We start from the raw sequence: 19,359 nt of genomic DNA, 5'->3' as shown, positions 1-19,359 counted from the left end.
CAGTGGCGCCATGAGCACCGTCGTCCTGCCCGGCTCGTTCGACCCCTTCACTCTGGGGCATCTGGATCTCACGCGCCGGGCGGCCGCGCTCGGGCACCACGTGATCATCGCCGTCTCCCACAACCCCGCGAAGAAGGGGACGCTCGACCTCGAGGCGCGCCTGGGGGCGATCACCGCCGTCCTCGCCGAGGCCGGTCTCGCCGAGCAGGTCGAGGCCCGCACGCTGCCCCGCGGGCTGCTGGTCGACTTCTGCCGCGACGTGGGGGCCGGCGCCGTGGTGCGCGGCCTGCGCTCCCAGCTGGACCTCGCCTACGAGGAGCCGATGGCCCGCATGAACCACCATCTCGCGGGCGTGGAGACGCTGTTCCTGCTCACCGACGCCACCTGGTCCCACATCTCCTCCTCGCTGGTGCGGGAGGTCCACGCACTGGGCGGTGACGTCTCCGACATGATCCCGGCCCCGTCCCTGGACGCGCTGCACGCCGCCGCGGCCGTATCCTGAATGGTCCTGCGCACCGCACCACCCCGCCATCTCGCACCGCACCACCTGCCCCGACGTCACGAACAGGACCGCCGCCGATGACTTCCGACTCCGTTCCCACCTCCCCGCTCGACAGCCTGCTGCGGTTCGACGCCGTCGACCTCGTCGGCCGCGCCGGCACCCATCGCCACGTCTCCGCCACCGTGCCCGCCCCCGCCCGCGAGGCCGGCGGCCTCGCGATGCAGGTCCCCGAGGGCGAGGACATCGCCGTGGACGTGGAGCTCGAGGCCGTGGTCGAGGGCATCTACGTCCACGGCACCGTCGTCGCCCACCTCGAGGGGGAGTGCTCCCGCTGCCTGGACCCCGTTGAGCAGGACGTGGACGCCCGCCTCGACGAGCTGTTCATGATCCCCGAGAAGGTCAAGGCCGAGGAGCAGGAGGACGCTGTCCTCCTGGTCGAGGACGCCGTGACCCTCGGCCCGCTGGTGCGTGACCTGCTGGCGATGGAGGCCGAGGAGCGTCCGCTGTGCCGGGAGGACTGCCCGGGCCTGTGTGCGCAGTGCGGCGCCCGGATGGAGGACGATCCCGAGCACCACCACGACGTCATCGACGACCGCTTCGCCGCGCTGAAGGGCCTGTTCGACGACGAGCCCAAGGAATCCTGATGGCGCGTCGCCGCCGCGCCACCGAGGCCGCCGACCCCTCGGCCCTGCTCGACGCGCTGCCGCTGGACGCCGCCCAGGCCGCCGATCTCACCGCCACCGGGCTGCTCGACCTCGCCCTGACCCACCGTTCCTACTCCTACGAGCACGACGGCGTCCCGCACAACGAGCGGCTCGAGTTCCTCGGCGACGCGGTGCTGCAGCTGGCGGTCACCGAGCACCTCTACGCCACCCACCCCACGCTGCCCGAGGGGGACCTGGCCCGCCGCCGCGCCGCGACCGTGAGCACCCGGGCGCTCGCCGTGGTCGCCTCCCGGATGGATCTGGGGGCCTACGTGAAGCTGGGCCGCGGCGAGGACCTCACGGGAGGGCGCACGAAGGCCTCCATCCTCGCCGACACCACCGAGGCGGTCATCGGTGCGGTCCACCTCGCGCTGGGCCAGAACGTCTCGCGGCGGATGGTGCTCGAGCTCATGGGGCCGCTGCTGGAGTCCGACGAGTTCCTCGAGGCGGGCTACGACTACAAGTCCCGCCTGCAGGAGATCGCCGCCGCGGAGGGCCGCACGGTCGCCTACGCCCTCGGCGAGAGCGGCCTCGAGCACCAGAAGACCTTCACCGCGACGGTCACCGTCGAAGGCGTGATCACCGCCGACGGGGACGGCGCCTCGAAGAAGGACGCCGAGCTCGCCGCCGCCCAGAACGCCGTGCGGGCCGTGCTCGCCGAGCGCGGCGAGACCCTCATCCCACGGGGCTGAGCGCATGCCCGAGCTGCCCGAGGTCGAGGTGGTGCGCCGCGGCCTCGAGCCCCGCACCGTCGGCCGCACCGTCACCGCGCTCGAGGTCCTCGATGCCCGCAGCATCCGCCGCCAGCGCGGGGGAGAGGACCGCCTCCGCGCCGCCCTGCTCGGGGCGCGGCTGACCGCCGTGGTGCGGCGCGGGAAGTTCCTGTGGTGGCGCCTGGCCGAGGCCGGGGGAGCGGAGAGCGGCGAAGCGCTGATGGCGCACCTGGGCATGAGCGGTCAGCTGCGCCTGCGTACCGCCGAGGGGGCGCTCGCGGTCGCCGCGGAGCCCTCCGAGGGGCCGGCCGCGGATCCGCTGCGCCACCGCCGCCTGTCCCTGCACCTCGACGACGGCGCCGTGATCGACTTCCTCGACCAGCGGCTGTTCGGCGGCCTGTGGATCAGCGATCTGGTGCCAGCGGCCGACGGTGCGCTCGCCGGGGCGGGCAGCCTCGATGCGCTGCTCCCGCAGGACGCCGCCCACGTGGCCCGTGACCTGCTGGACCCGGCCGCCGATCTGCCCGCCATCGCCCGCACGCTGCGCGCCCGCCGCGCCGGCATCAAGTCCCTGCTGCTCGCGCAGGACCTGGTCAGCGGGATCGGCAACATCTATGCCGACGAGGCGCTGTGGGCCGCCCGCACCCGCTACGACACCCCGGGCCAGGCGCTCACGCAGCGTCGCGCGCTGGCGATCCTGCGCGCGGCCCGCGAGGTCATGGAGCGCGCCCTCGCCGTGGGCGGGACGAGCTTCGACGCGCTGTACGTCAACGTCGAGGGGCGCAGCGGGTACTTCGCGCGGAGCCTGAACGTCTATGGCAAGGAAGGGGAGCCGTGCCCGCGGTGCGGGAGCACCATCCGGCGCGTCACCTACCAGAACCGGTCCTCGCATTTCTGTCGTTCCTGCCAGCGCCGCCCATAGCGACCTCGCGCGGCGTGCGAGGTCGGGCCGAGCTCAGGCGGCGACGGCATGGCGGGCACGGGCCCACAGCAGCACGGGGATGAGCAGCAGGGCGAGGATGCCGCCGCCGAGCGACAGGGCCTGATAGCTGGTCGCGGACATGACCATGCCGGACATCGCGCCGCCGCCGGCTCCGGAGAGGGCGACGAGCACGTCGATGGTGCCCTGCGTGCGCGGGCGGTTCTGCGGCACGGTGGCGTCCACGACCAGCGCGGTGCCGGAGACCAGGCCGAGGTTCCATCCGACGCCGAGCAGGACGAGAGCGAGGATGAGCGGGCCGAGGGAGTCGCCTGGCGCGATGGCCGCGACGACTCCGGCGAGCAGCAGCGTGACGCCGGAGGCGATGACCATGGAGGTGCGCCCGAGCTTGTCCACCAGGATGCCGGTGACGAGCGAGGGCAGCCACATGGCCCCGATGTGCATGCCGATGACGAGGCCGACGGCGGCCATCTCGTGGTGGTGGGCCCGCATGTGGATGGGCGTCATCGTCATGATCGCGACCATCACGATCTGGGTCAGAACCATCACCGCCGCGCCCACGTACGCGCCGATCCCGACCTCGGGGACCGCGCCGCTCGCAGCACCTGTCCCGTCCGCGGCAGCTGCATCGGTGGCCATGCGCTTGGCCAGCAGATACGGATCAGGGCGCAGGAAGACGAACAGCACCAGTCCGGCCGCCCCGTACGCGGCGGCGGCGAGGAGGAAGGGCCCGGCCAGGGTGGGCACGCCCAGGGACTGGGCGACGCTGCCTATCGGGTCGATGAGGTTCGGCCCCGCGACGGCACCGACGGTGGTCGCGACCATGGCCATGCTGGTGCCGAAGCCGCGCCTGCTCGCCGGGGCGAGATCCGTGCCGGCGTAGCGGGCCTGGAGGTTGGTGGCGGTGCCCGAGCCGTAGATGAACAGGGCGAGGAACAGCAGGGGCACGCTGTCGAGGACCGCGGCAGCGACCACCCCGGCGGCCCCGACGCCGCCGACGAGGAAACCGTAGGCCAGGCCCACCCGGCGGCCGAACTGCTGCGTGGAGCGGCCCACCAGGAACGCGGCCAGCGCGGACCCGAGGGTGAACAGGCCGATGGGCAGTCCGGACAGGGCATCGGAGTCGAGCATGTCCTGGGCCAGCAGTGCGCCCACGGAGACCCCGGCCGCCAACCCGGCGCCGCCGAGGATCTGGCTGAGGATGACGACGGTCAGGGTTCGCCGGTGGACCCGTGCCCGCTCGGACTCGACGGCGACCGCGCGCTCCGCGGTGCTGGCGTCAGCCGACTCCAAGGTCGATCTCCTTGCTCGCGCGCCACTCGACGACGCCCTCGTCCATGGCCTTGGCGTCCAGTCCGTGCGCGCGCAGGAGCACGGCCGCCTCGCGCGCCAGCCGGCACAGCTCGCCGCGGCAGTACACGACGATCTCGCGGTCCTCGGGGAGCTCGTCGATGCGGTCCTCCAGCTCCGCCAGCGGGAAGGAGACCGAGCCGGGGAAGTGCCCGGCGTCGTACTCCTCGGCCGGGCGCACGTCGATGACGACCATCTGGGAGGTCACTGCGGCAGGGTCGATGACCGGTCCCTGGGCGCGCGGCTCGCCCATGTAGGCGTCGAGGGCCTCCCGCAGCCGCGGGTACCGGTTCAGCGCCACGCGCTTGGCCGCCGTGTACAGCTCGGCGACATCGTCCCCGCTGAGCCGGTAGTAGATGGTGGTCCGTTCGCGCCGCCTGACCACCAGGCCCGCCCGGTGGAGCGTCTGCAGGTGTGCGGACGTGGTCGTCGTGGCCATGCCCGTCTGTCGGGCGAGCGCCTCGACCGCGTGCTCACCCTGGGCCATGAGCTCCATCAGCTCGAGCCGCCGTCCGTTCGCGATCGCCTTGACCGCCTCGGCGAAGACCTCGACGACGGACTCCTTGCTCACCTCAGCGGTATTCCATGGATTCAAGGAATACGACCTTAGCAGTCGGTCGCATCCGGCGCGTGCGTCTCGGATGCCGGCGGTCCGTCGCCCGGGCGACGCGTGTCCGGCGTGGACCGAACGGCGACGCGTCAGCCCTCGTCGCCGCGACGGAACGTGCATCGGAACCGTCCTGGCCGCTCCGCGCCGTGGCTCACGGACGCTCGGGCGGGGTGTCACCGGCACCGCCGGGTGCGTCCCCCTCGCCGCCGGGGCCTCCGGCCATTCCGGAGCCTTCCTGCTGGGGGACGCTTCCGGCGTAGTCGTTGCTCGGGTCTCGGTAGATGGTGTGGACATGGCCCCAGCCGGAGGTGGTCACGCCGTCGACGTCGGCCCCGGCCGAGCCCTCCTGGGCCTGGAAGGCGACGTAGACGTCCGGCCCGGAGATGGAGAAGCTGATCCCGTCGCCGGTGCTCATGTCGTACGTGGTCTCTCCCGACCAGGCGATGACGGTGTCGTCGAGCGTCGCCTCGATCTCGGCCAGTTCAGCCGCGTTCGTCTCCTCGTCGGCCATCCCGGCCCAGTTCGCGATCAGCTCCAGGAGGAGCTCCTTCTGCTCCGCGGTGAGGTCGGCGCCGGTCAGCCCGGAGCCGGTGGAGAAGTCACAGGTGCCGCCGGGTGCGCACATGCTGACGTCGCCGGAGGTGAGCGTGGCCTGCTGCTCCTCGGTGAGGCTGTCGAAGAAGGCGAAGGCGTCGGTGTAGATCGCGTCGAACGGCTGCACCTCCTCGCCGTCCTCGGTCGTGTAGACGGCCGGCTGGACGCCCAGGTGCGTCGGAGCGAAGGTGATGGCGCTCTCGGCGCCGTTCAGGTCGGCGTTGATGCCGAGGTGGTGGCCGCCGAACTGGATCGACCAGGCGTCGGTGTCGGAGGGATCGCCGAAGAAGGCGATGTAGTACTGGCCCAGCGAGTCCTCGGTGGTGCTGCTGTTCTCCAGCAGGTACTCGTCGCCGCCCATGATGCCCTCGACCATCGCGTAGGACTCCTCGCTGAGCAGCCCCTCGAGGACCTCGAGGGCGGCGGCCCGCTGCTCGTCGGTGAGGTCGGCGAGGTTCAGGCCCGCGCGGTCGACGAAGGTCACGGGGAAGTTCGACCACGACGTCGACTTGGTCTCGTCGTCGTACTCGTAGGTCAAGGTCTCGATCTGCTCGTCGGTCAGCGTGGCCATGAATGCCTCGGCGGCGGCCGTCGTGTCGGAGATGGTCGAGGCGGTGGTCGCCGCGTCGCTGGTCGAGGTGTCACTGTCGCTGCTCGTGGAGTCCGTGGTCGACGTGCTCGAGGACTGGGCAGTCGCCTCCGAGGCGGAGGTGTCCGTGGACCCTGCGGAGCATCCGGTCAGGACGAGTCCGCCGATCATCAGGGCGGAGGCGGCCTGCAGTGCGCCGCGGCGCAGGAGTCGGCGGGCGGAGGTGGTGGTGTCGGACGTGGTCTGTCGCATGGTGTTCTCCCTGGAAGTCGGGTGGTGATGGTGAACGTCGACGGGCGCAGGACGCGCCGGGATCAGGAGCTCGGCTCCGTCGGCCCGTCCCCGGGCGGCGACTCGCCGCCGGGTCCTCCGCCGTTCGCGGGCGGGGCACCGCCGCCGCTCGGCTCCGTGGTGGTGTCGACGCGGACGTCCAGCGCGGCGGTGTACCCGGCGTCGATGGCACCGGTCATGGCGGCCATCTGGCTCGCAGCGCCGTCGTCCCCGAAGACGTTGTCCGACGCGAGCGTGATCCCGGAGAGGTTCCGGGACGAGCCGTCGTAGGCGGACAGCTCGTAGACCGCGGCGAGGACGTCCTCGGGCAGCGCCATCTGCGACGTCGCGATCGCGTTCGCGGCGTCGGTGAGGGAGTCCACGTCGGGATAGACCTCGAGGTGGATGTGGGTCCAGCGTCCCGTGTAGCAGCCGGGGATGATCGAGGTGAACGTCACCGTGCCGTCGGCGTCGGCGATCTGGACGCCGCGCAGCCAGGTCTCGTCCTCGACACCGTCGGAGTACATCGAGTACCGCCCCTGGGCGTCGCAGTGCCAGGCGTACACCGCCGCACCGGCGAAGGGGACGTCGCCGCCTGCCATGTCGATGACGGTGAACGTGACGTCGAGCGGCACGCCGTCGACCGGATCGTCTGCCCCGATGCTCGATCGGAGGTCGCTGCGCAGGATCCCCGAGCGGGTCAGCACGTCGGGGCCGTTGGAGCCGTCGGCCGGATAGGGGCCGGCCGTCTCATCGGGGATCTCCGAGCCCGAGGCAGCTGTTCCGGACGGTGTCGAGGTGTCACTCCCACCGGCAGCGCAGGCGGCCAGCGCGACGGAGCCGAAGCCCGCCAGGCCGGTCCCGAGGAGCGCTCGTCGACTCATGAGCGTGCGCATGTCGAAGCTCGCGCCCTGGTCGACCACCTCCTCGTCCGGCCGATCGAGCAGCCGCCCCTCGTAGGCGGGCCCTTCAGCGGTGGGCGTGGGCTCCGGGATTCGGGTCGTCATGATCGTCTCCTTCCGTTCATGCATCGAGCTTTCCCCGAGGGCGCGGCCCGCGCGTCGCCCCGCCGCAGACACCACGTACCGCGCCCGCGGTACGGCGTGAGGCCGCAGTGGGTGGACGCCGCGTGCGCTGGGCGGGCGTCACACTGGGGGGCATGAGCGAGGAACCCACGCCGCCCGGCTCCGGGACCGGGACCGATCCGAGGGGACCGGAGCGCGCGGCAGCGCCGCGAGATCGGTCATGGTGGATGGGCCATCTCGGCGACGTGATCGCCGCGGCGGTCGTTCTGCTCGGTGGCGGGCTGCTGGGCGGCGCGCTCCTCCCGGGCCCGGAGTTCCTCGGACCCGTCGACGGCCCACCGGACGTTCGCTTCGACGGGTCGGGGCCGGGCGGGCCGTCCGCTGCCGCTGTCGAGGCCCCGCTGCTGACGCTGGCGCTGCTCATCGTGCCGGCAGCGCTCATGCTCGTCCGGCGGCGGTGGCCGATCCCCGCGCTCGCCGTCGCGTTCGCCGGATTCGTCCTCGCCGTGCTGCTCGGCCTGCCCTCGCTGGGACCGGGTATCGCGGCGACGATCGCGGCCCATGCCTTCGCATTCCGTGCCCGGCGGACGGTGGTGTTGGCGGTGACGGCCACCGCCACGGCGCTGGTCGTCGCCCTCGCCTTCGCGACGACGGGAGGGGAATCGCTGGACTCTCGGGTGTTCCAGGTCGGAGCGGCGCTCGCCATCGCTGCGGCGCTCGGCGACAGCGCCCGCTCTCGGCAGGAGTATCTCCTGCAGGCCGAGGACCGCGCCCGGCGGGCCGAACTGACGCGTGAGGCCGAGGCCCTCCGGCGGGTGTCGGAGGAGCGGCTGCGGATCGCCCGCGATCTGCACGACACGGTGGCCCATCAGATCTCCGTGATCAATCTGCACGCCGGAGCGGCGTCGGGGTACATCGCTCGCCAGCCCGAACGCGCCCAGGACGCGCTGGCCACTATTCGTGAGGCCGCCCGGGGCGCACTGGGCGAGATCGGCGATCTGCTGCGATATCTGCGGGAGGACGAGAGCGCGGACTCCACGCCCTCGCAGCAGAGCCTCGACGTCCTCGACGCCCTGCTCGGCCGCATGGGGGAGGCGGGCCTGGTGATCGAGACCGACATCCGGGGCGATCTGTCCCGAGTCACCGGTACCACCGGACACGTCGCGTACCGCGTGATCCAGGAGGGCCTGACGAACGCTCACAAACACGGCGACGGGCACGCTGCGCGGCTTCGCGTCACCGCGGGGGAGACGCAGTTGCGCATCGAGATCGACAACCCGGTGCCGGAGGAGCCGTCGCGGCCCCGGGGTGCCGCCGCCGGTGCGGGCACGGGCCTCGGCCTCATCGGACTGCGCGAACGCGTGGCCGCTGCGCAGGGGACGGTCTCGACGAGTCGGCAGGAGGGACGCCACCGACTGGACGTAGAGTTGCCCCTGTCCAGAGAAGGGGGATCGGCGTGACATCCGTGCTCGTGGCCGACGATCAGCCGCTCATCCGACGGGCCGTCGCCGGCATCCTCGAATCCCACCCCGACATCTCCGTCGCCGGCCAGGCCGAGAACGGGGCCGAGGCACTCTCACTCGCCAGGGAGCTGCACCCGGACGTCGTCCTCATGGACATCCGCATGCCGGGCCTCGACGGCATCGAAGCCACCGAGCTGATCTGTGAGGACCCCGACCTGTCAGAGACGAAGGTCCTCATCCTCACCACCTTCGAGGAGGACGAGTACGTCGTCGCAGCGCTCCGGGCAGGTGCCAGCGGCTTCATCGGCAAGGGAGCAGAGCCGGAGGACATCGCGCGCGCCATCGGTTCCGTGCATGCCGGAGACTCGCTCCTCTCTCCGGCGGCGACACGCGGGCTCATCCACCGCTATGTGCTCGCCGACGCACGGACGAGGCCAGCCGAACCCCAGGCGGCCGCGGCGCTCGCGAAGCTGACCGACCGCGAGGCCGAGGTGCTGCTGCTCGTGGCACGAGGACTGTCCAACGGCGAGATCGCCGAGAAGCTGTTCATCTCCCCGCACACGGCCAAGACCCACGTGAACCGCATCATGACCAAGGTCCGCTCCCACGACCGCGCACAGCTCGTGATCCTCGCCTACGAGAGCGGCCTGCTCGCGCCCGGGGAGTAGGCGCCGCGCCAGGACGCGACCGTCCGCTCGACGTGCGCACGCATCCCGTCGAGCGTCGCGATCATCATCGGTGACATCGTCCGGTCGACGATGCGCGAGACGACCGGAGCCATCAGCGCCGACGTCGGGAGGAGCGAGTAGGTCCACCGGACGAGGGTTCCTCCCTCGTGCGCCTCGTACCGGAACTCCGCGACGGCATGCCGGACGGCGCAGCGCAGCGGGTTCGTGAACCCCCAGACGATGTAGCGGAACCGATCGGGTTCGTCGACGAGCACCTCTTCCGCGAGGCAGTGCCCGTCGGCGAAGCGCACGCGCCGGCGATCCCCGGTGCGCTCGCCGGGATCCCACGAGCCGATCAGCGCATCGGTTCCCACCACCGGGGGAAGGCCGCCGTCGAACTCGATGACGTCCTCCAGCGACAGGCTCGGATCGCTGAGGATGTCCCGCACCTCGCCGGGCGGCGCGGCGATCTGCGTCGTGTGGACGGCCCGGAGGTACCCGCCCTCGGCGACCTGTGGCACGGGCCCGGCGAAGTCCGGGAAGCGGGGCGGCGGCCTCGTCGACCGGTGGCCGACGAGGGCGAGAGGAGTGATGACGGCGATGATGCCTGCGGCGATCCATCGCCCACGGCCGGTGGAGAGGGACATGAGAACTCCTGAGGTTGACGTTGTCACCCTTACGGAGCCGACGCTAGGGCGCACGGGTGACACTGTCAACCACGGGCGTAGGATGAGCCGGTGACCTCCACTCGCGACGCCCTGCTCGCCGCCGCTGCCGAGCTCCTCGACACCGACGGCCCGGAGGCTGTCACGATGCGCGCGGTCGGGGCCGGTGCGGGCGTCTCGCACAACACGCCCTACAAGCACTTCGCCGACAAGCAGGTGATGCTCGCCGAGATCGCGGCCTGCGAGCTCCGCGAGACCGCCCGGATCCTCCGTGCGCACCGCGACGATCCTGCCGCCGCGCTGCGGGCGGCCATCGAGCGGTCGATCGATCGGCCGCATCGGTTCCGTCTCGTCTACGGCCGATGGACGGTGGAGTCCTCGGCCCTGGCCGCCGCGGCGGCCGATGCGCTGGCGGCGCTCGTGGACCTCGTCGACGCCGCCGTGGCGGCCGGGCGCATCGCCACGACCCACCCGGCGCTCACGGCGGATCTGATCCGCTCCACGGTCCACGGTGCGATCGAACTGCACCTGGGCGGGCATCTCGGGAAGGGGCAGGCCCCGGTCACCGTCGAGCAGATCGTGGACGAGCTCCTCGCCCGGCTCTCCCCGCGCCGGTGACGGGCGCGCCGCTCGCGCGTGACGATCACTGTCGGAATATGGACAGGCAGGACGAATAGCGCTCTGCCTGTCCGTATTCCGACAGTGATCGTGAAGCCCCGAGCCCCGAGCCCCGAGCCCCGAGCCCCGAGCCCCGAGCCCCGAAGGCCGATCCGGGCGGTCACGGCGGCGCCGGCCCTGACCGGAGCCCGGGGACCCCCAGGAACCGAGCCCGCCGTGCGATACATTGCAGGAACGAGCCGTCCACCAGGGACGACGTCATCGCGGCCGCCTGGGCGCCCGGCGGCCCGCGGCACGATGCAGGAAGGATGCCCCGTGACAGCGACTGGGGACACGATCCATGAAGGACCTCGGGAGCAGGAACCGATCCGGGTGATGCTGGTCGACGACCACGAGGTGGTCCGGCGCGGCATCGTCACGGTCATCGACGCGAGCGGATCGCTCCGCGTGGTGGGCGAGGCCTCCAGCGTGCTCGAGGCCACACGGCGCCTGCCCGCCATCCGGCCCGATGTCCTGGTGGTGGACCTGCAGCTGCCCGACGGCACCGGCATCGACGTCATGCAGGCGGCGCGGGAGCTCGACCCCGAGCAGGTCATGCTGGTGCTGACCAGCTTCGACGACGATGCGGCGCTGCGCGAGTCCCGGGCCGCCGGGGCCGCCGGGATGATGCTGAAGTCCGCCCGCTCGCAGGAGATCCTGGCGGCGATCACCCGGGTGCACGCCGGCGGGTCGATCTGGCCCGCGGACCATCCCGATGACCTCTCGGAGCTCTCCGAGTCCGATCACCGGATCGTCGAGCTCATCGGCGACGGGCACTCCAACCGTGAGATCGCCGAGGCGCTCGGCATCGCGGAGAAGACCGTGAAGAACCGGGTGACGGTGATCCTGCACGCACTCGACCTGCAGCGCCGCACCCAGGTCACCGCGATGGTCGCGGCCCGTCGGCGCGCCGGCTGGAAGCCGTAGGACGGCTCGGCAGGATGGCGCCCGGCCGCCCTCAGTGGGCGAGCAGGGTGACCCGCCAGGAGATCATCGTGCCCGGCTCGAGGTTGATCGCGTCCACCCATCCGGAGTGGCGCCGGGCGCGTGCGGAGAGGTTCGCCAGGCCGCTGCGCCGCTGCACCGTCGGATCGATGCCCCGCCCGTTGTCGGAGACGTTGACCTGCACCACGCGGTCCACCCCCTCGGAGAACACGCTCACCGAGACGGCGACCGCCGTGGCCTGGGCGTGGCGGGCGGCGTTGGCCAGCCCCTCCCGCACCACCGCGACCACGTCCTCGGCGATCTCGGGCGGCAGCTCGGCGTCCAGCTCCGCGAGGTGCGGTGGCAGCCGCAGGGCGGGCACGAAGCCCAGGCCGGCGGTGGCCAGCCCCACCTCGTGGCGCAGCTGCTCCGAGAGGGTGGCCTCGGAGCGTTCGCGGCGCAGCGACTGCACGATCTGACGGATCTGGGCGACCGCGTTCTCGACCCCCTGCACGGAGGTCGCGACGGCGGCGCGGACGTGCGCGTCCGAGGGGGCGCGGTCGGGGGAGCCGAGCGCCCGGACCAGGGCCTCCAGCTCCATGCCGACCGCGAACAGCTCCTGGATGGCGAGATCATGGAGGTCGCGGGCGATGCGTCCGCGCTCGTCGTCGAACTCCGCGGGCGCCGCGAGCGACGGAGCACGGAGCGTGAGGGAGACCAGACCCGCGAGGGCATCGAGCCGCTCGCGGTCGGCCCGTCCCTCGTCCCCGTCCGCCGGACTCCGCAGCACGGCGAGCGCCCCCATCCCGTGCTCCGCGCCGTCGACCGCGGCGAGCAGCGCCCGCTGGGTCCGGCCGCCCAGTTCGATCTCCCCGAGCGCCTCGAGCGCCTCGGGATCGGCCCGCTGGAGCGCCTCGCCGAGTGCGGACCGCTCGGGGACCACCTCGCCGAGCAGCTCCGGGGCGTCCGGACCCTCGACGATCTCGAGGCCCCAGCGCCCGGCCGCGAGCGGCATGATCAGCGCGGCGCTGCGGGCGGCGAGATCGCGATGGGCCGAGCGCACCAGCAGGTCCAGCAGGTCCTCGCTCTCGCCGCCGGCGAGGACGGCGCTGGTGAGGTCCTGGAGGCGGGCGCGGTCCGGCGGGGGAGGGGTCGTCGACATCAGCTCTCCTCGATCCGGTGCGCGGGCCCGGGGCCCAGGTGCAGGACGGCGGTGCCGCGGGGGATCGCCTCGGGACGGTGGGTGACCACCACGACCGTGCTGGTGGCCGGGACCAGGGAGTCGTCCTCCGGGGCGAGCAGGGCGTGCAGCAGGGCGTCCCCGCGCTCGGTGTCCAGGTGCTCGGTGGGCTCGTCGAGCAGCAGCACGGGCCCGCGGCGCAGCACGGCCCGGGCCAGCAGCAGGCGGCGCCGCTCCCCGCCGGAGACGGTGGTCCCGTCCGGACCGAGCATCGTGTCCAGTCCGTGCGGGAGGGTGGGGAGCCAGCCCTCGAGGCCGACGGCGGCGAGCGCCGCGAGCGCCTCCTCGTCCTCGAGGTCGCCACGCACCACGCGCAGGTTCTCCCGCACCGTGGTCGCGAACAGGTGCGCGTCCTCCGCGAACAGGGTGACGGCGGCGCGGACCTGCGCGGGAGGCAGCGCACGGAGGTCGTGACCGTCGAGCTCCACCTGGCCGGCCAGCGGGTCCAGCAGGCCGGCCAGAGTGGCCAGCAGGGTCGACTTCCCGCAGCCGGAGGGACCGACCACCGCCAGGCGGGATCCCGGGGGCAGGTCGAGGTCCAGCGCCTCCAGCCGTGGGGACTGCGGGCTCCAGCCGGCGTCGAGACCCACCGCCCGCAGAGCGGCGGAGCGAGGGTGGGGGACTGCGCCGCCGGCCGGGGCGGATGCCGCGTCCGTCGGCGCCGACGGGGCGGGTGCGTCCGAGGTGCCGACGAGATCGGCGAGGCGCTCGGCGGCCGCCCGGGAGCGGGCGCGCTGGGTCGCGGCGGCGGGCAGGGCGGTCGCGGCCTCGAAGGAGGACAGCGGCAGCAGCAGGAGCATGCCGATCTGCCCGGCGGAGGCCCCGCCGTCCAGCCACAGCCCACCGGCGGCGAGCACGGACCCGGTGGCGGCCAGCAGGATCGCCAGCGGCACGGCGGTCGCGGCCACGGCGGCGGGCAGAGCGGCCCGGTCGATGGCGGCATCGTGCGCGGACTGCGTGGATCGCAGGTCCGCCAGGGCCTCCTCGAGCCGTCCGTCCACGCGCAGCGCGGTGGCGTCGTCGAGGATCTCGAGCGCCTGGGCGGTCACCGCGGAGCGCGTGGTGAGCACCGCCTGCTCGGACAGCCGCGCCGCCCGGTGGGCGGCCAGCGGGGCGAGCACGCTCGCGAGCACCAGGGCGGCGAGCATCACGGCGGTCGCCGGCAGGGAGAGCGGAGCGAAGGTGACCAGCACCGCCACCGCCATCACGACGGACACCAGGCCGGGGACGACGGCCTTGATGACGTGATCGCCGAGCTCCTGGGCGTCGTCACCGAGGCGGGCCAGGAGCTCCCCGCGGCGCAGTCGGGTCAGGGCGTCGTCGCGGCGGGCGGCGAGCGCGGTGAACAGGTTCGTGCGCAGAGAGACCACGCCGCGCAGCGCGACGTCGTGGGTGAGCATCCGCTCCAGCCAGCGGAACACGCCCCGGGAGATCCCGAGCGCCCGCACCGCGACCACGGCGACGGTGAGGTCCAGCACCGGCGGCATGGTCCAGGCGCGCGTGACGAGATACGCGGAGACGGCGGCGAGCGCGAAGGCGGAGCCCAGGGTCGCGCAGGCGGCGAGCACCGCGGCCAGCAGGCGGGCACGGGGGATCTCCAGGGCGCTCTCGGCCCGGCGCAGCGCCGGGGAGGACGCGGGGACGGCGGTGCGGGCGCTCATCGGCTCGCCTCCACGCTCACCACGTCGTCGGCCACATCCACCAGGCGGGAGCGGTGGGCGATGACCACGACCGTCCGTCCTTCCTCGCGCAGGCGCCGGATGAGGTCGAGGACCACCTGCTCCGCGGCGCCGTCCAGGTGGGCGGTGGGCTCGTCGAGCACCACCAGCGGGCACGGGGTCAGCAGCGCGCGGGCCAGGGCCAGGCGCTGCCGCTCGCCCAACGAGATCCCGCCGCCGCCGCGGCCCAGGTCCGCCTCCCAGCCGCGCTCGGCGATCACCTGGTCGAGCCCGGTCGCGGCGGCCGCCGCCTCGAGCTCCGCCCGGGAGACGCCGGGCCGGGCATCGGCCAGGACGGAGCGCAGGGTGCCCGGGGGCAGCACGGGGCGCTGGGGGAGCAGCGTCACCTGGTCCCAGAGGCTTCGCCGCTGCAGCGCGCGCACATCGCTCGCGACGCCGTCGGCGGAGATCACCTCGGCCCGGCCGGCGGCGGGCTCGAGCAGCCCCAGCATCACCTGCATCGCGGTGGTCTTCCCCGCCCCCGACGGGCCGGTCAGCGCGGTGACCCGGCCCGGTCGCACCACGAGCTCGGCGCGCTGCGGGGCCTCGCCGTCGCGGGAGCGGACGGAGACGCCGCGCAGGGCCAGGGCGGAGGCCCGCAGGTCCGGGGCGGGGACGCTCCCGTCGGCCGCCGGCTCCTCGTCGAACAGCGCGAAGGCGGCGGAGACGGCGGCGAGACCGTCGGTCGAGGCATGGTACTGGGAGCCGACGTTGCGCAGCGGCTGGTACACCTCCGGGGCGAGGACCAGCACGGCGAGGGCGGGGGCGAGCTCCATGTCCCCGCCCACCAGCCGCAGGCCGATGCTCACCGCGATCAGCGCCACGCAGAGCGTGGCCAGCAGCTCGAGCACCATCGAGGAGAGGAAGGCGTAGCGCAGCGACCCCATCGCCGAGGCCCGGTGACGGTCGCCCAGGGCTCGCACGGCGCTCTCCGGGCCCCGCTCGCGTCCCAGCGACCGCAGGGTGGGCAGCCCCTCCACGAGATCCAGCAGCTGCGACCACAGGGTGCGCATGTCCGCCAGCAGCCGCTCGGAGCGGCCCACGGTGAGTGTGCCGACGAGGATCATGAACACGGGGATCAGCGGCAGCGTGAACGCGGCGATGAGCGCGCTGAGCGGATCCAGCAGGGCGATGGCGAGCAGGCACAGCGGGGTCACGGTCAGCGCGAGCATCAGCTGGGGCACGTAGCCGACCAGGTAGGGGCGCAGCTTCTCGATGCCGGTGGTGGCCAGGGCGGTGAGGTCGGCGCCGCGCCCGGCGCCGCCGCGGGGCCCCAGCTGCGCCGCATGGCCGACGATCCTCCCGCGCAGCTCACCGATGGCCGCGGTCGCCGCGCGATGGGCTCCACGCTGCTCGAGCAGGATCGCGCCGGCCCGCACGGCGAGCGCGGCGACCAGCAGCGCCAGCGCCCCCGGTGCGTTCTGCGGCAGCTCCCGATCGACGAGGAGATCGGCGCCGAGACGGGCGATCACCAGGGCCGTGACGATCACGCACGCGGACTGCACGAGCCCCAGGGCGACGTTGCGGACCACGTGCCGGCGGGCCGCGCGGACCTCACGCAGCAGGCGGGGATCCAGCGGTGCCCGGCGGGCGCGGCGGGGTGCCGTGGCGGGACCGGCACCGGACCCGGCAGCGGCCGCGGTGGTCGCGGCGGTCATCGAGGACATTCCGTGGATCCGCTCATTCCTGCTCGAAGGCCTCCCGGTACCCCTTCTTGGCCTTGTCCAGCAGCTCGGAGCCGGGGGCGGGGGCGTCCTCGTCGGTGATCCGGTGGCGGAACACCAGGTAGGTCCAGATCGTGTACGCGATGACGATGGGCAGCAGGATCGCGAGCGCCACCAGCATGATCGTCAGCGTGTGCGCGGAGGACGAGGCGTTCTGGACCGTCAGCGAGAGCGCGGGATCGTTCGTGGCCGGCAGCACGTAGGGGAACAGGCCGCCGAACAGCGCGATCGAGGCGCCGGCGATCGCGGCAGTGGTCGCCCCGAAGGCCCAGCCCTCCCGGCGCATCCGGTTCAGGGGGACCACAGCGATCAGCGCCACGGCCGCGACCGCGATCGGGATCAGGGTCAGCCAGGTGTTCGAGTGGGCGATCTGGAACCACAGCAGGAAGGCGGCGCCGGCGAGGATCGTCGGCCACGCCAGCACGCCGGCGAGCCGGCGCGCGTCCGCGCGCAGCGGTCCGTCGACCTTGAGCGTCAGGTACAGGGTGCCGTGCAGCCAGAACAGCAGCACGAAGACCACGCCCGAGAGCAGCGCGAAGGGGTTCAGCAGCTCGAGCAGGGTGGTGGTCACCCAGCGGTTCTCGTCGATCTCGACACCGGCGACGATGTTGCCGAAGGCGACGCCCCACAGCAGCGCGGGGGCGAAGCCGCCGATCACGTGGACCACGTCCCAGGACGTCCTCCACCGCTTGCTGTCGACCTTGTCGCGCCACTTGAAGGCGCACACCCGCACGATCAGCACCAGCAGGAGCAGCAGCAGGGCGAGGTAGAAGCCGGAGAACAGGGTCGCGTACCACTCGGGGAAGGCCGCGAAGAGCAGCGCGCCGCCGGTGATCACCCACACCTCGTTGCCGTCCCAGACCGGTCCGATGGTCCTCAGGATCGTGCCGCGGGTGCCGGAACCCCGCTTCCAGAAGGCGGCGACGTTCATCTGCACGCCGAAGTCGAAGCCCTCGAGCACGAAGTAGCCCAGGAAGAAGAAGGCGATGAGGGAGAACCACAGGGTCTGGAGGACCGTGGGGTCGAGCATGGCATCCATGATCTGCGCGGATCCCTTCTCAGTAGTCGAAGGAGAGGGTGGGGGTGTCGAGCTCGTCGGACGTCGGGTCCCGGCGGGCCAGGGGGACGCCCTTGAGGGCCGCCCGCCGCATCATCCGGAACCAGATCACCGCCAGCACGCCGTAGACGAGGGTGAAGGCGACCAGGGAGATCACGACCATCCACCCGGGATTGCCGGAGACGCCCTGCATGGTGAGCAGGCGGATCGTCGGATCGTCCGGATTGGGGTGCACCACCCATGGCTGGCGCCCGATCTCGGTGAACACCCAGCCGGCGGAGTTCGCCAGGAAGGGCATGGGGATCGCCAGCACGGTGAACCATTGGAAGGCCTTCGACCCGGTGGTCCGGCCGCGGCGGGTCGCCCACAGCGCCCACAGCGCGACGATCCCGCTGAAGGCGGCCAGTCCGATCATGAGGCGGAAGGACCAGTAGGTGACGAAGAGGTTTGGCCGGTAGTCCACGGCGACCTCGTTGCCCTGGACGTCGGTCACGGTCTCGCCGAAGTCCTCCTTGTACTGGGCGTTGAGATCGTCGACGCCCTGCAGGGTGGCGTCGAAGGTGTGGGTGGCCAGGAAGGAGGTGAGGTAGGGGATCTCGATGAGGTGGGTGACCTCGGAGCAGTCGGTCGCGAAGGCGTCGGGCCCGCCGACGGTGAGGATCGAGAACGGTGCTCCGCTCTCGGTCTCGCACAGCGCCTCCGCGGAGGCCATCTTCATCGGCTGCTGCTTGAACATGATCTGCGCCTGGAAGTCCCCGGAGATCACGAGCACCACGGCGGAGACCACCATGGCGATCACGCCGAAGCGCACGGTGGGGCGGTAGAGGTCGCGGGCGGCGCGGTCCTGCTCGGCCCCCTCCTCGGTCTCCAGGCCGAGCTCGCGGGCGGCCCGATGGTGCTTCACCATGTGCCAGGAGGCGACCCCGACGAGGAAGGCGCTGGCCACCAGCCAGGCGCCGGAGATGACGTGGGGGAAGGCCGCGAGCGCGGTGATGTTCGTCAGCACGCCCCAGAGCGAGCCCTGGGACGGATCCAGCTCCGCGCGCCCGGTCTCCGGGTTGAGCATCGCGCCGACGGGGTGCTGCATGAAGGAGTTCGCGGCGATGATGAAGTAGGCCGAGAGCATGGTCCCGATCGCGACCGCCCAGATGGTCAGCAGGTGGATCCTCTCGGGCATCTTCCCCCACCCGAAGATCCACAGCCCCAGGAACACCGATTCGAGGAAGAAGGCCGCGAGCCCCTCGAGCGCGAGGGGCGCGCCGAAGACGTCGCCCACGTACCGCGCGTACTCGGACCAGTTCATGCCGAACTGGAACTCCTGGACGATGCCGGTCGCGATGCCGATGCCGAAGTTCACGATCAGCATCGAGCCGAAGAACTTCGTCATCCGCGTCCAGGCGTCCTTGCGCAGCGGGTCGCGGGCCCGCATCGCCATGGTCTGCATGATGGCCACGAGCAGGGACAGCCCGATCGACAGGGGCACGAAGATGAAGTGGTACACGGTGGTGATGCCGAACTGCCACCGTGCGAGGTCGAGGGCTTCCATGGATCCTCCCGGATGGACGACACGCTGTCAGGAAACCTAGGGGCCCCCTGTGTCCTGCGACGGGACCATGGTCCCCCGGAACGCGGCGGAAAGCGATGTCGGGGCGTCCGCGGGTCCGCGACGGCGCCCCGCGGACGGCCGGTGGGATCCCGTGCTCCGCCCTGATCAGCGAGGTTGCCGGGGAGCATGTCGCTCCCGGCGGGCAGATCCCGCTGTGCCATACTGGCGGAGGCACTCTCCCGCTCCGTACCGGGTGGGGGAACCTCCCGGCGTCGTGACGTCGGAGCACCGGCTACGCGGACGACCGCGACCGCAGTGCTCTCTCGCTCGGCATCGCAGCGCTTCCATCGGGGAGCTGCGCGACGGCGAGGGCTAGAGACTTCCGTCCCCAGGGACGATG

At 72.5% G+C, this 19,359-nt stretch carries 18 protein-coding genes; 8 read left to right on the top strand and 10 right to left on the bottom strand.

Features of this window, described 5'->3' with window-relative positions; genetic code table 11:
* The first annotated feature begins 10 nt into the window (after positions 1–10).
* The 4 genes from coaD (at position 11) to mutM (ending at position 2,841) form a co-directional block, all read left to right on the top strand.
* Positions 11–502, top strand: a complete 492-nt coding sequence (coaD, locus tag CXH06_RS13290; RefSeq protein WP_114855682.1) for a pantetheine-phosphate adenylyltransferase — start codon at positions 11–13, stop codon at positions 500–502.
* Positions 503–579: 77 nt separating this feature from the next.
* Positions 580–1,146, top strand: coding sequence for a DUF177 domain-containing protein (locus tag CXH06_RS13285; protein ID WP_114855681.1), 567 nt, complete (start codon positions 580–582; stop codon positions 1,144–1,146).
* Complete coding sequence (rnc, locus tag CXH06_RS13280) at positions 1,146–1,898, top strand: ribonuclease III (RefSeq protein WP_114855680.1); 753 nt, start codon at positions 1,146–1,148, stop codon at positions 1,896–1,898. Before CXH06_RS13285 ends, rnc begins: the two co-directional genes overlap by 1 nt.
* 4 nt (positions 1,899–1,902) lie before the next feature.
* On the top strand, positions 1,903–2,841 hold the full coding sequence (mutM, locus tag CXH06_RS13275; RefSeq protein WP_114855679.1) for a bifunctional DNA-formamidopyrimidine glycosylase/DNA-(apurinic or apyrimidinic site) lyase: 939 nt from the start codon (positions 1,903–1,905) through the stop codon (positions 2,839–2,841).
* A gap of 33 nt (positions 2,842–2,874) precedes the next feature.
* On the opposite strand, the gene CXH06_RS13270 is transcribed toward mutM, so the two are convergent.
* From CXH06_RS13270 to CXH06_RS13255, 4 genes are all read right to left on the bottom strand, one after another.
* The gene (locus tag CXH06_RS13270; protein ID WP_114855678.1) at positions 2,875–4,152 is read right to left on the bottom strand and encodes an MFS transporter; all 1,278 of its coding nucleotides are present in this window, start codon (positions 4,150–4,152) and stop codon (positions 2,875–2,877) included.
* Positions 4,139–4,780, bottom strand: a complete 642-nt coding sequence (locus CXH06_RS13265; RefSeq protein ID WP_198684071.1) for a metalloregulator ArsR/SmtB family transcription factor — start codon at positions 4,778–4,780, stop codon at positions 4,139–4,141. Before CXH06_RS13265 ends, CXH06_RS13270 begins: the two co-directional genes overlap by 14 nt.
* Before the next feature lie 190 nt (positions 4,781–4,970).
* Positions 4,971–6,254 (bottom strand): DUF3500 domain-containing protein, encoded by a 1,284-nt coding sequence (locus CXH06_RS13260; RefSeq protein WP_114855677.1) that lies wholly within the window; start codon positions 6,252–6,254, stop codon positions 4,971–4,973.
* 62 nt (positions 6,255–6,316) lie between these two features.
* On the bottom strand, positions 6,317–7,279 hold the full coding sequence (locus CXH06_RS13255; RefSeq protein WP_114855676.1) for an intradiol ring-cleavage dioxygenase: 963 nt from the start codon (positions 7,277–7,279) through the stop codon (positions 6,317–6,319).
* 152 nt (positions 7,280–7,431) lie between these two features.
* On the opposite strand from CXH06_RS13255, the gene CXH06_RS13250 reads away from it, so the two are divergent.
* Complete coding sequence (locus tag CXH06_RS13250) at positions 7,432–8,757, top strand: sensor histidine kinase (RefSeq protein ID WP_157975743.1); 1,326 nt, start codon at positions 7,432–7,434, stop codon at positions 8,755–8,757.
* A complete protein-coding gene (locus CXH06_RS13245) occupies positions 8,754–9,428 on the top strand; it encodes a response regulator transcription factor (RefSeq protein WP_114855674.1) in 675 nt (224 codons plus the stop codon). The genes CXH06_RS13250 and CXH06_RS13245 overlap by 4 nt, the downstream gene beginning before the upstream one ends.
* Here CXH06_RS13245 and CXH06_RS13240 read toward each other — a convergent pair.
* Positions 9,395–10,075, bottom strand: a complete 681-nt coding sequence (locus tag CXH06_RS13240; protein ID WP_114855673.1) for an SRPBCC family protein — start codon at positions 10,073–10,075, stop codon at positions 9,395–9,397. The genes CXH06_RS13245 and CXH06_RS13240 overlap by 34 nt on opposite strands.
* Positions 10,076–10,165: 90 nt before the next feature.
* Here CXH06_RS13240 and CXH06_RS13235 point away from each other — a divergent pair, with 90 nt between their 5' ends.
* A complete protein-coding gene (locus CXH06_RS13235) occupies positions 10,166–10,711 on the top strand; it encodes a TetR/AcrR family transcriptional regulator (RefSeq protein ID WP_114855672.1) in 546 nt (181 codons plus the stop codon).
* Between the two features lie 375 nt (positions 10,712–11,086).
* On the top strand, positions 11,087–11,677 hold the full coding sequence (locus CXH06_RS13230; RefSeq protein ID WP_198684072.1) for a response regulator transcription factor: 591 nt from the start codon (positions 11,087–11,089) through the stop codon (positions 11,675–11,677).
* Positions 11,678–11,708: 31 nt separating this feature from the next.
* On the opposite strand, the gene CXH06_RS13225 is transcribed toward CXH06_RS13230, so the two are convergent.
* The 5 genes from CXH06_RS13225 to CXH06_RS13205 are packed head-to-tail and all read right to left on the bottom strand — an operon-like array spanning position 11,709 to position 18,959.
* Positions 11,709–12,836 carry a sensor histidine kinase gene (locus CXH06_RS13225; RefSeq protein WP_114855670.1) on the bottom strand — a complete coding sequence of 376 codons (1,128 nt, stop codon included), beginning with the start codon at positions 12,834–12,836 and terminating at the stop codon, positions 11,709–11,711.
* The gene (gene cydC / locus CXH06_RS13220; RefSeq protein ID WP_114855669.1) at positions 12,836–14,575 is read right to left on the bottom strand and encodes a thiol reductant ABC exporter subunit CydC; all 1,740 of its coding nucleotides are present in this window, start codon (positions 14,573–14,575) and stop codon (positions 12,836–12,838) included. Before cydC ends, CXH06_RS13225 begins: the two co-directional genes overlap by 1 nt.
* On the bottom strand, positions 14,572–16,290 hold the full coding sequence (gene cydD, locus CXH06_RS13215) for a thiol reductant ABC exporter subunit CydD (RefSeq protein WP_157975747.1): 1,719 nt from the start codon (positions 16,288–16,290) through the stop codon (positions 14,572–14,574). The genes cydC and cydD overlap by 4 nt, the downstream gene beginning before the upstream one ends.
* Before the next feature lie 22 nt (positions 16,291–16,312).
* A complete protein-coding gene (cydB, locus tag CXH06_RS13210; RefSeq protein ID WP_157975742.1) occupies positions 16,313–17,395 on the bottom strand; it encodes a cytochrome d ubiquinol oxidase subunit II in 1,083 nt (360 codons plus the stop codon).
* Positions 17,396–17,414: 19 nt separating this feature from the next.
* Positions 17,415–18,959: a cytochrome ubiquinol oxidase subunit I gene (locus CXH06_RS13205; protein WP_114855667.1), complete on the bottom strand. Its 1,545-nt coding sequence runs from the start codon at positions 18,957–18,959 to the stop codon at positions 17,415–17,417.
* Positions 18,960–19,359: the final 400 nt, after the last annotated feature.

The sequence above is a fragment of the Brachybacterium sp. YJGR34 genome, assembly GCF_003347015.1.
Lineage (GTDB): Bacteria > Actinomycetota > Actinomycetes > Actinomycetales > Dermabacteraceae > Brachybacterium.
This window is presented reverse-complemented; position numbering and strand designations above follow the sequence as displayed.

What these genes read in the sequence shown, in the direction of transcription:
- coaD (WP_114855682.1), top strand. Translation starts at nt 11, where the DNA reads ATGAGCACCGTCGTCCTGCCCGGCTCGTTCGACCCCTTCACTCTGGGG.
- CXH06_RS13285 (WP_114855681.1), top strand. Translation starts at nt 580, where the DNA reads ATGACTTCCGACTCCGTTCCCACCTCCCCGCTCGACAGCCTGCTGCGG.
- rnc (WP_114855680.1), top strand. Translation starts at nt 1,146, where the DNA reads ATGGCGCGTCGCCGCCGCGCCACCGAGGCCGCCGACCCCTCGGCCCTG.
- mutM (WP_114855679.1), top strand. Translation starts at nt 1,903, where the DNA reads ATGCCCGAGCTGCCCGAGGTCGAGGTGGTGCGCCGCGGCCTCGAGCCC.
- CXH06_RS13260 (WP_114855677.1), bottom strand. Translation starts at nt 6,254, where the DNA reads ATGCGACAGACCACGTCCGACACCACCACCTCCGCCCGCCGACTCCTG.
- CXH06_RS13255 (WP_114855676.1), bottom strand. Translation starts at nt 7,279, where the DNA reads ATGACGACCCGAATCCCGGAGCCCACGCCCACCGCTGAAGGGCCCGCC.
- CXH06_RS13250 (WP_157975743.1), top strand. Translation starts at nt 7,432, where the DNA reads ATGAGCGAGGAACCCACGCCGCCCGGCTCCGGGACCGGGACCGATCCG.
- CXH06_RS13240 (WP_114855673.1), bottom strand. Translation starts at nt 10,075, where the DNA reads ATGTCCCTCTCCACCGGCCGTGGGCGATGGATCGCCGCAGGCATCATC.
- CXH06_RS13230 (WP_198684072.1), top strand. Translation starts at nt 11,087, where the DNA reads ATGCTGGTCGACGACCACGAGGTGGTCCGGCGCGGCATCGTCACGGTC.
- CXH06_RS13225 (WP_114855670.1), bottom strand. Translation starts at nt 12,836, where the DNA reads ATGTCGACGACCCCTCCCCCGCCGGACCGCGCCCGCCTCCAGGACCTC.
- cydC (WP_114855669.1), bottom strand. Translation starts at nt 14,575, where the DNA reads ATGAGCGCCCGCACCGCCGTCCCCGCGTCCTCCCCGGCGCTGCGCCGG.
- cydD (WP_157975747.1), bottom strand. Translation starts at nt 16,290, where the DNA reads ATGACCGCCGCGACCACCGCGGCCGCTGCCGGGTCCGGTGCCGGTCCC.
- cydB (WP_157975742.1), bottom strand. Translation starts at nt 17,395, where the DNA reads ATGGATGCCATGCTCGACCCCACGGTCCTCCAGACCCTGTGGTTCTCC.
- CXH06_RS13205 (WP_114855667.1), bottom strand. Translation starts at nt 18,959, where the DNA reads ATGGAAGCCCTCGACCTCGCACGGTGGCAGTTCGGCATCACCACCGTG.